The sequence below is a fragment of the Paludisphaera soli genome, from assembly GCF_011064595.1.
Lineage (GTDB): Bacteria > Planctomycetota > Planctomycetia > Isosphaerales > Isosphaeraceae > Paludisphaera > Paludisphaera soli.
The window spans coordinates 335187-347827 of the sequence record NZ_JAALJI010000002.1 but is presented as its reverse complement, the minus strand read 5'-3'; the positions used below and the strand labels follow the sequence as shown (position 1 = coordinate 347827).

Sequence of the window (12641 nt, the reverse complement as noted above, 5' to 3'; positions counted from 1 at the left end):
CCAAGCATGAAGTCGACCCTCGCCTCGTCTCGCCGCCCCGGCTTCACCCTGATCGAGCTGCTCGTCGTGATCGCCATTATCGCCGTTCTGATCGCGCTCCTGCTGCCGGCCGTCCAGGCCGCCCGCGAGGCCGCCCGCCGCGCCCAGTGCGTCAACAACCTGAAGCAGATCGGCCTGGCGGTGCACAACTACCACGACACCCACCAGAAGTTCCCGCTCGGCCGGACGATCGAGATCGTCGGCTCGGCCGTGAACATCTCGAAGGCCTACTCGCCCCACAGCCAGATCCTGCCGTTCGTCGAGCAGTCGCCGCTGTACCAGGCGATCAACTTCAACCTCACCTGGAACCCGGACCCGAACAACGGCGGATACGACGGCAACAGGACCGCGCGGGCCACGGTCGTCTCGGCGTTCCTCTGCCCGTCGGACGCCGCGACGACCGTCCCCCAGGGCTATGCCGGGAACAACTACCGCGCCAGCGAGGGCTCCAACTTCCTGTTCGGCCACGGCAGGTCCGACCCGTCCGGCGTGAACACCGCCCAGCGCGCCCCCGACGGCGTGTTCTTCGCCAACGAGGCGAAGGGGATGGCCGAGCTGAGCGACGGTACGTCGAACACCGCGATGTTCAGCGAGCACATCATCGGCGACTTCAACCAGGCCCTCGCCAGCGAGCACGGCGACACCTTCAACCCCGGCGTCTATCCCGCCACGCAGGACGAGGCCGTCCAGGCCTGCCTCGCGGTGAACTGGCGCGACCTCTCGAAGCAGGGCTATTCGGACGTGGGCGCCCCCTGGCTCTACGGCTACCACTCGACGACCTCGTACTATCACGTCGGCCCGCCTTCGAGCCGCTCCTGCATGTTCCCGCCGCTGCGGATCGCCACCACCGCCAACAGCAAGCACCCCGGCGGCGTGAACGTCCTGCTCGGCGACGGATCGGTCAAGTTCGTCAAGAACTCGATCAACCTCCAGACCTGGCGCGCGATGGGCTCCCGCAACATGGGCGAGGTCATCAGCAGCGACGCCCTCTGAGACGCACGGAGAAGCTGGGATATGTTCGTCCGAAGAATCGTCCGGTGCTCCCGCGTCCTCGCCGTCCTCGCCGCATGGTCGGCGGCGGGGTGCGGCGACGCGGCCCCGTCGCCCACCGACCCGGCCGCCTCGAAGCAGCACCTCGCCGCCGCGCTCGACGCCTGGAAGTCCGGCGGGGCGCAGGCGGACCTCGCCAAGCTGACCCCGCCGGTCCAGGTCCTCGACCGCGACTGGCAGGGGGGGGCCAAGGTCTCCGACTACCAGATCGAGGGCGAGGGCCAGCCCCTCGGCGCGGGCGTGCAGTGGCCCGTCTCGCTGACCCTCACCAACGCGAAGGGTAAGACGGCCAAGAAGCGGGTCGTCTACGTCGTCAACGCCGGCGACGTCATCTCCATCGCCCGTCAGGACGTCGACTTCTAAGCGTCCATGGCGAGCCTCCCCGGCTCGCGCTCGAGGATCCGGTACGACGCGTCGAAGGGATTCGACGCGTCGGCCTCCCACCTCTCCTGGTGGATCGTCCGCCAGTCCGGCGAGTCGAGGAGATCGAACGGGAAGAAGGTGTCCCCCGCGAATTCTCCCTCCACGAGCGTCAGGTGGATGCGGTCGCAGAGGGGCCGGAACGCCTCGTAGACCTGGCCGCCGCCGATGACCATGACCTCGTCGGCCCCCGTGGCCCTCGCCTGTTCCAGGGCCTCCTCGACCGAGCGGGCGACCTGGATTTCCGGCTGGTGGGCGAACTCGCCGCGCGAGAGGACGATGTTGAGCCGTCCGGGCAGGGCGCGGCCGAGCGATTCGTGGGTCTTGCGGCCCATGACGATCGGCTTCCCCCAGGTCAGCGCGCGGAAATGCTTCAGGTCGCGCGGCAGCCGCCAGGGGAGGCCGCCGTCGCGGCCGATCACGCGGTCGTTCGCCATCGCGACGACGAAGGAGACGACCATGGAGTCCCGATCCTCCGCGTTCAAACCGCGACCTCGCCGCGCAGGGCCGGCCAGGACTGGTAGCCGACCAGCCGGATCTGGGAGCGTTCGACCGTCGCCAGGTCGTGGACGGCCGGGTCGATCTCCAGCCTTGGCAAGGTTAGGGGATCGCGCGTCAGTTGCTCATCGACCTGATCGAGGTGGTTTGTATAGATATGAGCGTCGCCGAATGTGTGGATGAACTCCCCCGGCCGCAGCCCGGTGACGTGGGCCGTCAGGTGGGTCAGCAGCGCGTAGCTGGCGATGTTGAACGGCACCCCCAGGAACAGGTCGGCCGACCGCTGGTAGAGCTGGCACGAGAGCCGGCCGTCGGCGACGCTGAACTGGAAGAGCGTGTGGCAGGGGGGGAGGGCCATCTCGGCGACGTCGGCCGGGTTCCAGGCCGAGACGATCAGGCGGCGGCCGACCGAGGCGGTCGGGTCGGCGATCACGGCCCTGATCCCGGCGACGAGGTCGGCGATCTGGTCGATCGATCGGCCGTCGGGGGCCTGCCACGATCGCCACTGCTTGCCGTACACGGGCCCGAGTTCGCCCGCTTCGTCGGCCCATTCGTCCCAGATGGAGACGTCGTGCTCGCGAAGGTAGGCGATGTTCGTCGACCCGCGCAGGAACCAGATCAGCTCGTGGGCGATGGCGTTGAACGCGGTCTTCTTGGTCGTGACCAGCGGGAAGCCCGCCTCCAGGTCGAACCGGATCTGCCGGCCGAACACGCTGAGGGCGTCGATCTTCGCGCCCGTCGAGCGCAGGACGGCCCGCGTCGGCTTGCGCAGGCCGTTCTCGCGGACGTCCTTCAGCAGGTCCAGGTAGGGGCGCATGGCGGAGGCTTCTCGCCGACCAGGGATGCGGGAGCTCAACCTGGATTCATTCGGCCGTCCGCGAGGCCGCAGGTCAAGGCTTCTGCTGAGGCGTCGGTTCGGCGGGTGCGGTCGTCCCGGCGGCTTCGAGGTGCGCGGTGACGACGATCAGGCGTTCCTCGTAGTGCTTCCGGCCGCCGGCCTTGGCACCGAGGGCCTGCGGGCCCATGCTGACGAGCAGGCCGCCTTGAGACGGGATCATCCAATCGCCTTCGATCCGACGGGTCGAGATCTCGGGGACCTGGATCGTGCCGGCGACCGCGACCTTGCCGTCACCTTCGGGGCGGAGCTTGGACAGGAGCGAGGTCTTGACGACTTCCGGGTCGGCCGTCGCGTCGACGATGCTTTCCTTGTAATTCGTCGTGTGGAAGCCGAGGACCTTGTTGTGCTGGATCGCCATCTTGGCGAACAGGACGGAGCCCTTGAGGCGGGTCTCGGACAGCTCCACGCGGATGCCGTCGTGGACCTTGTCGACCTCGGGCTGGAAGGCGATGTGAGTTCCCTCGTTGGGCGGACCGTCGGAGATCCGCTTCAGGTGGGCGACGTAGTGGGACTCCTCCTCGTTGGACATTCGCACCGGGTCGCCCAGGCGGGCGATCATTCGGGGTGCCTGGAGGACCCTCGCCTGGGGGTTGTCCTGGCAGGTGGCGATCAGCTCGCGGACGCCGTCGGCGTCGAGCGCCCAGACGGCCACGCCTTCCTCGCGCGCCACCGGCTGGAGCTTCGGGAGCATCTTCCCGCGCCAGTCGGGGCTCACGGCCGTGACGTCGTGGATCTCGAACGCGATGTGCGGCGGCTCGGCGGGCGCGAGGGGCTGGGACGAGACCCCGGCGACGGCGGCCTCGGCCAGCTTGCTGGGCGCGGGCGCCTGGGCGACCCCGACGCCGGCGGCGACGAGAATGGCAGTCAAGAGCGGCATGCGGACGCCTCCTTGCGAGCACCGGGCCAGACCGATCGGCGCGGTCCTTCCGCGCGGCCGCGATTGTGGACGAACGCCCGGCGTCGGTCAAGGCGAAGATCGAGCCCGGCCCGTCATTGGGACCAGGCCGTCGGCGTCCGGTCCCAGCGATGCTCGCGAAGCGCGGCCAGCAACTCGTCGGAAGGCGGCTCGCCGTCGCTGGCCGCGATGTTGGCCTCGACGTTCCGGATCTTCCGCATGCCGGGGATGATCGTGGAGACGGTCGGCTCCCGGAGGATGAACCGCAGGGCCAGCTCCGGCATCGTCATGCCGTCCGGGATCAGAGGCCGTAGCGCCTCGGCGCGGTCGACGCTCCGGGCGAGGTTCTCGGGGACGAAGTAGGTGTTCCGCCAGTCCCCCTCGGGCCAGGTCGTCTCCTTGGTCAGGGTCCCGGTGAGGGTCCCCTCGTCGAACGGGACGCGGGCGATGACGGCGACGTCCCGCTCGCGGCAGAGCGGGAACAGCTCGTCCTCGGGGGCCTGGTCGAAGATGTTGTAGATCACCTGGACCGCGTCGATCGCGCCGGTCTGGATGGTGCGGACCACGTTGGTCGGCTCCCAGCGGTTGACGCTCACGCCGAAGCCGCGGACCAGGCCCTCGCTTTTCAGGTCCTCGACGGTGCGGAGCCAGCGGTCGTCGTCGGCCCAGGCGTCTTCCCAGACGTGGAACTGCTGGAGGTCGATCGTCGCGACGCCGAGGTTCTCCAGCGACTTCTCGGTGTACTCGCGGATGTGATCGGGCGGGAAGCACTCGTCGAGGGTCATCCCCCGGCGCGAGGGCCACTGGAAATTCTTCGGGGGGATCTTGGTGGCGACGTAGAGCCGCTCTTCGGGGTGCCGCTGGAGCAGGGCGCCGAGGATCCGCTCGCTCCGCCCTTCGCCGTAGCCCCAGGCGGTGTCGAAGAAGTTGCAGCCGAGCGCCACGGCCCGCTCCAGGGCGGAGGCGGTCTCGTCGTCGTCGTTGCCGGTCCAGCCGGCCAGCCCCCACATGCCGTAGCCGACCTCGCCCACCCGCCATCCCAGCCGCCCGAACGTCCGCTCTTGCATCGCCCTCGCCTCCCGACCACGGTTCGACCGATGGCCCATTCTATGTCTCGGGGGGATGTCGAGGCGACGGGTAGGCGGCGAAACCGCCTGTCCCCCCGGGCGTTCGCGCAGTAGGCTTGAGAGATCCACGACACATCCCCCGGACGATTATCAGGGAACACCGGACCATGAACGGTGCACCGGACGAGTACGATCTGGCCGACGACCCGGAGTCGGAAGGGCCCGAGGCCGATCCGTCGCCGCTCGCGAAGCCCACGCCTCCCCGCGCGGCGGGGCAGCCGCTGCCTCGCATGTGGAAGTCCGACCCCGACGACGAGCCCGCACCGCCGAGGACGCCGATCCCGAATCCCCGGGGCGGTGCAACTCCGACCCCACCGCCGCCGCCCCGCCGTCGCGGCACGGCCGACGACAGCGGCACGACCCGGAAGACCGGCCTGAAGCCCAAGGCCGAGCTGAACGAGAAGGGGGAGAAGAAGGTCCTCATCGAGGACACCCCCGTCCTGGACACGTACGAGACTCGCCAGCGCATCCGGCTGGCGACCGGGGGCATGCTCGTCTTCGTCCTGGGGCTCGGCGTCTATATCGTCTACAACCTGTTCCTCTACGACCCGTTCCCGATGGACGACCTGCCCCCCGACGACGGCTACGTCGTCGAGGCGCCCCCGCAGGTCGGCAAACCGGACCTGGACCTCGAAGCCCGCGCCATGATGGCGAGGGCCCGCGACTCGGCCAGGAACGGACGCACCGACGAGGCGATCGCCCTCCTGGGCCAGCTCGTCCAGGCTTACCCGAAGACCCGGACGGCCGCCGAGGCCCAGGAGGCCCTGGAGCGCCCCGGTCAAAACCTGCCGCTCTTCCTGGACGGTCCGACCGTCCAGGCCGCCGCCCCGGCGCCCCAGCCCCCGGCGCAGCCCGCCGCGCCGCCGGCCGTGGTCGACGCCCGGCCGCCGAACGCGCAGGTGGGCGGCGACGCCAGCCTGATCAACCCCGCCAACTCGGCCGAGACGCTGGCCCCGCCAGCCGTCGGCGAGGCCGAGGCCGCGGTCCAGGCCGTCTCGCCGGGCGAGGCGCCCGATCGTCGGCTCCCCCCCGGTTTCGCGGCCCGGCCCGGGTCCGGCGTGGATCCTTCGGGCTGGCCGATGGCGATCGTGGGCGACCGCGACGGCGCGACGATGGTCTTCGTCCCCGGCGGCGTCTTCCTCATGGGTGAGGACGGCGACCCGCAGTTCGCCTCGCCCGCGCACAAGGTCCGCCTCGGGGCGTACTACATCGACCGCCACGAGGTGACCGTCGGCCAGTTCCGGCGCTTCCTCTCCGAGACCCGCTATCGCGGACGCCCGCCGACGACCTGGCCCGCCGACGACAAGAATCCGGCCGCCGAGTCCATGCCGATGGTGATGGTCAGCCAGGCCGACGCCCTCGCCTACGCAGAGTGGGCCGGCAAGGCGCTGCCGACCGAGGCCCAGTGGGAAGCCTCGGCCCGGACCTCCGACGGCCGCATCTACCCCTGGGGCGACGAGCCGGCGAACTATAGCAAGCCGAGGGTCCCTCGCCAGGTGAACCGCGTGATGTCGTTCCCCGAGGACCGTTCCCCCTACGACGTCTTCGACCTGGCGGGCAACGTGCAGGAATGGACCGCCGACGTCTTCGACCGCAACTACTACCGCTCGCTCGCCGGGCGGATCGTCGACGACCCGACCGGCCCGGCCGCGAAGGCGGGGAAATACGACGTGGTGGTGAAGGGGGCCAAGCTCGGCGCGGCGTCCAGTCGCGAGCCGATCGCGCCGGAGAAGCGGCTGAACTACGTCGGCTTCCGTTGCGCCTTGCAGGTCGAGCGTCCGCCGGCCGCCCCGGCGGCCGCGGCCCCGATCGCCGCGCCGGCTACCTCCCCGTCGCAGCCCGCTCCGACTCCGACGGCCCCGCCGCCGGCGCAGCCTTCCCAGCCGGTCGAGCCGTTCTGAAGCCGCCGAGGGAGCGTCGGACCGCCACCATAGCCGGCGTGCGGCACTGCGGTACGCGGGCGGCCTCGTCTTCGAGGAACCAGCGCACGGTGCGGTCGATGGCCTCGGCGTACGTCAGGGCGGGCGTCCAGCCCAGCTTCCGCCGGGCCTTCTCCGTGCTGTAGCTCAGGCGACGCCCCAGCAGCCACGCCCCGTACCGCGTCACGCGGGGGGGCTTGGGGTTGCGCAGCAGCCGCTCGCGAAGCTCCAGGGCGTAGCCCCCGTAGAAGGCGTACCAGTAGGGGTAACGCCAGGTCACGCGCGGGACGCCGACCGCGTCGGCCAGCATGTCCAGGAACTGGCGCTGGGTGATCGCCGAGTGGCTGGTGACGTTGTACGCCTCGCCGGCCGACCCCGGATCGTCGGCTGCGAGGATCATGGCGTCGGCCACCACGCCGGCGTACACGGCGCTCAGGGGGTTGTCCCCCGGGCCCACGATCGAGACCCGACCCCAGCGGAACTCGCGGATCAGCCTGGGGATCGTGGTGCGGTCGCGTTCCCCGAAGATCCAGCTCGGCCGGACGACCGTGAGCGGCAGGCCGTCGGACTCGGCCATGCCCCAGAGGAGCCGCTCGCACTCGACCTTGCTCCGCGTGTAATAGTCGAGCGGCCAGATGTTCTGGCCCAGCGGGTGGGACTCGACGATCGGCTCCTCGCGGTCGCGGGGGTGGCCGTAGGCGCTCGTGGAGCTGACGTGGACGAACCGGCCGACCCCGGCGCGGCGTGAGGCCTCGGCCAGGGTCCGCGTGGCGTCGAGGCCGCCGACCTGGAACTCGCGCCAGCTCCCCCAGTCGCCCACCTTGGCCGCGCAGTGGTAGACGACGTCCACGCCCTCGACGGCCCGTCCGACGGCCGCGACGTCGAGCAGGTCGCCCCGGCTCGGCTCGACGCCGAGTTCGTCGAGGAACGTCGTGTCGCTGGACTCGCGGACGAGGGCGCGGACGCGGTCGCCGCGCGCCCGCAGCCGGGCCACGAGATGGCTCCCCAGCAGGCCCGTGGCCCCGGTGACGAGGGCCCGGCGGGCCCCTTCGGGATGGCTCATGCGGTCGACCTCGATCCTTCGCGATCCCGCGTTCAAGACCCGTTCGAACCTTGGTTGCAGCGATCGCAGCGGCCGTAGAGCACCACGTCGTGGCCGCTGACGACGAACCCCGGCGGCGCCATCCCCTGGAACGCCATCGAGCAGCCGGGGACGTCGAACGCCCGGCCGCAGTCGTTGCAGATGAAATGGTGGTGGTGGAGCGAGGCGGCGTCCCGGTGCTCGTAGCGGTCGGACGAGCCCGGCAGCGGCACGGCGATCAGGGTCCCGTCCTCGATCAGGGTCTTGATCGTCCGGTAGACCGTCGCCACGCCCAGCCCCGGCACGTCGCGCTGGGCCAGCTCCAGGACCTCGACGGCGCTCAGGGGGCGGCCGGCCTCCTGGAGCGATCGCCGGATCGCCTCGCGCTGCGCGGTGTTTCGATTCAAAATGCGTCGACCCCCTTCATGCACGCGCGACGGCGGCTCGGGGCGGCCGTCGCTTCTCCTCTGGTGCATGAATTATCGACTTCAGACCGGAAAGCACAAGCGGCCTCCGACGTCGCTCCGCCGAGTAGGCTTAATAATAGAGCTGGCCGCGGATCCAGAAGAGGTCGTTGGTGAGGCTCCTCAGCCCTTCGTTGAGCTGGACGGGCGTGTCGTAATAGGACCGCTGCCAGTCGAAGTAGAGCTTGAGGTAGCTCGTCAGATACCAGTTGAAGCCGATGTCGGTCATGGCCATGCCGTTGGTCCACTTCGCCCGGTCGGCCAGCCCGGCGCGGAAGACCTCGTCGCTGAGCTGAAGCTCGCTGAACCGGGCGAACAGCTCGACCGCCCCCGGGCCCCAGGAATTCCGCGTGGGGTCGAACGGGCGGAGCGGGTCGACGCGGCTGCGATCCCGGACCTTCTCGCCGGTCAGGAAGTAGGCGAGCGTGAAGTGGCTGCCGGTAGCCGGCACCGAGAACAGCCGGAACGGGATGCCGCTGCGCGTGTAGTGGTCGCGGCTGCTCTGCCACTCGGCCTCGAACGACATCCCCCCGGCGTACCAGGCCAGGTGCGCGGCCATCGCGCTGTGGGGGCCGCTGATGAAGGCGTCCTCCTCGAAGTCGAGGAACAGCGACGTGGCGCGGCGGGCGGCCTCGTCGTTCTCCGAGGATTGCAGCGACGTCCGGAGCGGCAGCGGCCGCTGGGGGACGACCTGCTGGCCGAGGTAGCCCGAGAACCCCAGATTGAAGTCCCGGAGCATCGGGAATCGCTCGGAGGCCAGGAACGGCTTGAAGTTGAAGTAGGAGACGACGTCGCGGGTCGTGTTCTCGTCGGCCAGTCCGGTCAGGTGGCCGTCGAACCCGCCGACGGCGTACTGCATGCGATCGTCGAAGAGGAGGCCGTGGGCCATCAGCCCCGCCGACCGCGACAGCCCGAAGTTGAGCGGGAAGAGCGACCGCTCCGGGGTGATGAAGTACTGCTCCAGGTGGTCGTACCAGTCGTAGCTGTACGGCACCAGCGTCCGCCCGAACTTCAGCCGGAGGCCCCGGCTGAAGTTGACGTCGACGTTCCCGTCCAGCAGGTCCCACACCCCTTCCACGCTGCGTTGGATCGAGACCTCGTAGTCGAACAGGCGGGTGAGCCGCCCCTCGAAATAGACGCGGACGCGGGGGATGTACAGGCCGCTCGACGCCGGCCGCTGATCGCCCGGCGAGAAGATCTTGAGATCGGTCTGGTCGAGGATCCGGAAGCGCAATTGGTATTCGTCGTCGAAGGAACGCAGGCCGAAGCCCTCGTCGCCGAAGATCCCGCGCAGCGGCATCTCCCAGACCTCCTCGCTCCGCTCGACCTCGTCGGCCTGGTCGCCGGTCGACTCGTCTTTGTCCGAGGGCGAGTCCCGGAACTCCTCGGCGCGGGGCAGGGGATCGAGCCCGGTCGCGGGGCCCTCGTCATCCGTCGATGCCTCGGCCTCGCCCTCCAGGCGTCGCCGCAGGTCGTCGTACCTGGCCTCGAGCGAGCGATAGCGCTCGTCGGCGTCGCGACGCTCGCGCTCGGAGCGCTCGAGGCGCTCCAGGATGGCCCGGTTCATCGCCTCGATCTCGCGAAGGCGGGAGTCGACCGAGCCGGCGTCGGCGCGGGGGGGGGCGGCGGCCGGGGGCTCGTCGGCCCCGACCGGCGTGGAGATCGCCACGAACGCCAGGATTGCCAGGACCCCCGCGCTTTTCGTCGGTTTCCCCTTTCGCCCGGTTTACGTCGATCTCGAAGCCGATCGCGGCCGTCGGCCTGCGAGGCCGCAGCAGGCTTATCGGCGTTCGGATCGGGCCGGCTTGATCCCCCGATCGTCAAAGTCGGCCGCCTGGGACGGCCCCGCCGACGCGCTCGATCCCCGGACGTCCGCTCGGTTTGGATCGCAGGGCAGGTCGGCCGCCGGCCCGCGATCGGGAAAAACGACGGAGGCGTCAGGAAGGTGGGCGTCGATCCCGTCCCGTTGTCTGCGTCAAGCTGCGTCGCGCATCCGGTTCGGGCGAGAAGGTGCGGGGCGTGGCCGTCGCCGAGTGGACAAAGATCCCGCCGGGGTGCGAATGGGCCTCGGACCTCAACGAACTGGTACCACCATGCCGGAAGAAACCATCGACGCCGGTCTGCTCGAGCAGACGAAGAATCAGATCCGCAAGCTGGTGGCCGAGATCGCCGATCTGGCCGAGTCGGACGTCCAGCCCGGCGAGTTCTACGGGGAGTTCCTCAACCGGGCCGTGGCGGCCACCGCCGCGGCCGGCGGCGCGTTCTGGCTGCTCGACGGCCGGGGCGGGCTCCGGCTCCAGTACCAGCTCGACTTCGCCCAGACCGGCCTGATGGACGGCCGCATCAAGACCGCCCCCCACGACGCCCTGCTGGGCTGCATGGTCCAGGCGACCCAGCCCCAGGTCATCCCCCCCGGCGCGGTGATCGAGGGGATGCCCCAGGCGTTCAACCCGACCCACCTGACGATCATCCTCGCCCCCCTGATCGTCGACAAGCAGGTGGTCGGCCTGCTCGAGATCCTGATGGACCCGAACCGTCGGGCCGCCCAGCAGAAGAGCACGCTCCGGTTCGTCGGCGACCTCACCGACCTGGCGGCGAACTATCTGAAGAACCGCCAGATGCGGCAGATGGTCTCGCAGCAGCGGATGTGGAACCAGCTGGAGACGTTCACCCACCAGATCCACCACACGCTCGACTTCAAGGAGACCGCCTACGCCGTCGTCAACGACGGCAAGCGGCTCGTCGGCTGCGACCGCCTGAGCGTGGCGCTGAAGCTCTCGGGCCGGACGCTCGTCGAGGCGATCAGCGGCCAGGAGGTCGTCGAGCAGCGCTCGAACCAGGTCCGCGAGCTGACCAAGCTCTGCAAGGCCGTCCTCCGCTCGGGCGAGGACCTGGTCTACACCGGCCACACCGAAGGCTTCGCCCCCGACATCCGCGACGCGCTGGAGCTGTACGTCGACGAGTCGGGCTCGAAGGCCGTCGCCGTCGTCCTCCTCTACAAGCCCGAGAAGGAGGAGGGGGCCGAGCGCAAGGACAAGGTCGCCTACGGCTGTCTGGTCTCCGAGCAGATCGGCGACGAGGTCGCCCCGACCGACATGCACGCCCGGACCGAGGTGGTCGCCCGCCACGCCTCCACGGCCCTCTGGAACGCCCAGGAGCACCACCGGATCTTCCTGCGGCCGGTCCTCAAGGCGATGGGCTCCCCCTGGCGGTTCTTCCGGGGCCGGATGCTCGCCAAGATCCTGGCGGTGCTGGGCCTGGTCGTCGCCCTGATCGGGGCGCTCACGTTCGTCCCCTGGAACCTGCGCATCGAGGGCCGCGGCTCGCTGCTCCCCGAGCAGCGGCAGACCGTCTACGCCCCCAACCCGGGCATCATCGTCGAGGTCCCCGTCGAGCACGGCGATCGCGTCAAGAAGGGGGACGTGATCGCCCGCCTGGACAGCCGCGAGCTGGAGAAGGAGCTGAAGAAGCTCACCGCCGAGTTCAACAAGGCCAACTCCCAGGGCCTGATCCTCCGCCAGCAGGAGCAGGTGGCCAGCCAGCGCGAGCAGTCCAAGCAGGAGGCCCTCCAGCTGGAGGCCCAGCTCACCGAGGCCCAGATCACCGCCCGGAGCACCAAGGAGCAGATCGAGATCACCCGCGAGCAGATCGAGGACATGTCGGTCCGCGCCCCGCACGACGGCATCATCACCACCTGGGAGGTCAAGAAGAACCTCCTGGGCCGCCCGGTCGACATCGGCACCGAGCTGCTCCAGCTCGCCGAGACCGACGGCGAGTGGGTCCTGGAGGTCGAGGTGCCCGACGACGACATGGGCCCGGTCCTCGCCGCCCAGTCCAAGCTCGAAGCCGAGATCGCCGCCGGGACCAAGCCCGCCGGCTCCGCCGTCTCCGCCTACTTCGTGGTGGCGACCGACCCCGATCACCGCTACCAGGGCTACGTCCGGCGGATCGCCTCGCGGGCCGAGACCAAGACCGAGAGCGCCGAGCAGCGGCACACCGTCAAGGTGACCGTCGGCTTCAGCGACGCCGTGCGGGCCGAGTTCCTGAAGCGCAACCAGGAGTTCCGCCCCGGCGCCGAGGTCCGCGCCCGGATCGACTGCGGCGACGCCCGCCTGGCCTACGTCATGTTCCGCAAGGTCGTCCAGGTCTGGCACGAGTCGGTCCTGTTCCGCTGGCCGTTCCTGCAGTGAGCCCCGGCCGACGACGATTCCAACCCGCGGGCCCGGCGCGTCGGCCGGGCCGCCCCCCCC

Annotated in this window: 11 protein-coding genes; 4 read left to right on the top strand and 7 right to left on the bottom strand. The window is 70.1% G+C overall.

Features of this window, described 5'->3' with window-relative positions; translation table 11 throughout:
- Positions 1-6: 6 nt before the first annotated feature.
- A complete protein-coding gene (locus tag G6O68_RS04315; RefSeq protein WP_165245180.1) occupies positions 7-1032 on the top strand; it encodes a DUF1559 domain-containing protein in 1026 nt (341 codons plus the stop codon).
- A 21-nt stretch (positions 1033-1053) separates the two neighbouring features.
- Positions 1054-1452 carry a hypothetical protein gene (locus G6O68_RS04310; protein WP_165245178.1) on the top strand — a complete coding sequence of 133 codons (399 nt, stop codon included), beginning with the start codon at positions 1054-1056 and terminating at the stop codon, positions 1450-1452.
- Here G6O68_RS04310 and G6O68_RS04305 read toward each other — a convergent pair.
- The 4 genes from G6O68_RS04305 to G6O68_RS04290 all read right to left on the bottom strand — a co-directional run bounded on the left by G6O68_RS04305 (position 1449) and on the right by G6O68_RS04290 (position 4867).
- Positions 1449-1970, bottom strand: coding sequence for a dihydrofolate reductase (locus G6O68_RS04305; RefSeq protein ID WP_165245176.1), 522 nt, complete (start codon positions 1968-1970; stop codon positions 1449-1451). The two genes, G6O68_RS04310 and G6O68_RS04305, sit on opposite strands and share 4 nt — an antisense overlap.
- A 20-nt stretch (positions 1971-1990) precedes the next feature.
- Positions 1991-2824 (bottom strand): thymidylate synthase, encoded by an 834-nt coding sequence (locus tag G6O68_RS04300; RefSeq protein WP_165245174.1) that lies wholly within the window; start codon positions 2822-2824, stop codon positions 1991-1993.
- Positions 2825-2897: 73 nt separating this feature from the next.
- Positions 2898-3782, bottom strand: coding sequence for a hypothetical protein (locus G6O68_RS04295; RefSeq protein ID WP_165245172.1), 885 nt, complete (start codon positions 3780-3782; stop codon positions 2898-2900).
- A 113-nt stretch (positions 3783-3895) separates the two neighbouring features.
- A complete protein-coding gene (locus tag G6O68_RS04290; protein ID WP_165245170.1) occupies positions 3896-4867 on the bottom strand; it encodes an aldo/keto reductase in 972 nt (323 codons plus the stop codon).
- A 167-nt stretch (positions 4868-5034) separates the two neighbouring features.
- Here G6O68_RS04290 and G6O68_RS04285 point away from each other — a divergent pair, with 167 nt between their 5' ends.
- A complete protein-coding gene (locus G6O68_RS04285; protein WP_165245168.1) occupies positions 5035-6828 on the top strand; it encodes an SUMF1/EgtB/PvdO family nonheme iron enzyme in 1794 nt (597 codons plus the stop codon).
- Here the strand turns inward: G6O68_RS04285 and G6O68_RS04280 are convergent.
- From G6O68_RS04280 to G6O68_RS04270, 3 genes are all read right to left on the bottom strand, one after another.
- Positions 6749-7909 (bottom strand): NAD-dependent epimerase/dehydratase family protein, encoded by a 1161-nt coding sequence (locus tag G6O68_RS04280; protein WP_206108011.1) that lies wholly within the window; start codon positions 7907-7909, stop codon positions 6749-6751. The two genes, G6O68_RS04285 and G6O68_RS04280, sit on opposite strands and share 80 nt — an antisense overlap.
- Positions 7910-7941: 32 nt before the next feature.
- A complete protein-coding gene (locus G6O68_RS04275) occupies positions 7942-8334 on the bottom strand; it encodes a Fur family transcriptional regulator (protein ID WP_165245166.1) in 393 nt (130 codons plus the stop codon).
- A 130-nt stretch (positions 8335-8464) separates the two neighbouring features.
- On the bottom strand, positions 8465-10060 hold the full coding sequence (locus G6O68_RS04270; protein ID WP_165245164.1) for an OprO/OprP family phosphate-selective porin: 1596 nt from the start codon (positions 10058-10060) through the stop codon (positions 8465-8467).
- A 424-nt stretch (positions 10061-10484) separates the two neighbouring features.
- Here G6O68_RS04270 and G6O68_RS04265 point away from each other — a divergent pair, with 424 nt between their 5' ends.
- A complete protein-coding gene (locus G6O68_RS04265; RefSeq protein WP_165245161.1) occupies positions 10485-12581 on the top strand; it encodes an efflux RND transporter periplasmic adaptor subunit in 2097 nt (698 codons plus the stop codon).
- The last annotated feature ends 60 nt before the right edge of the window (positions 12582-12641 follow it).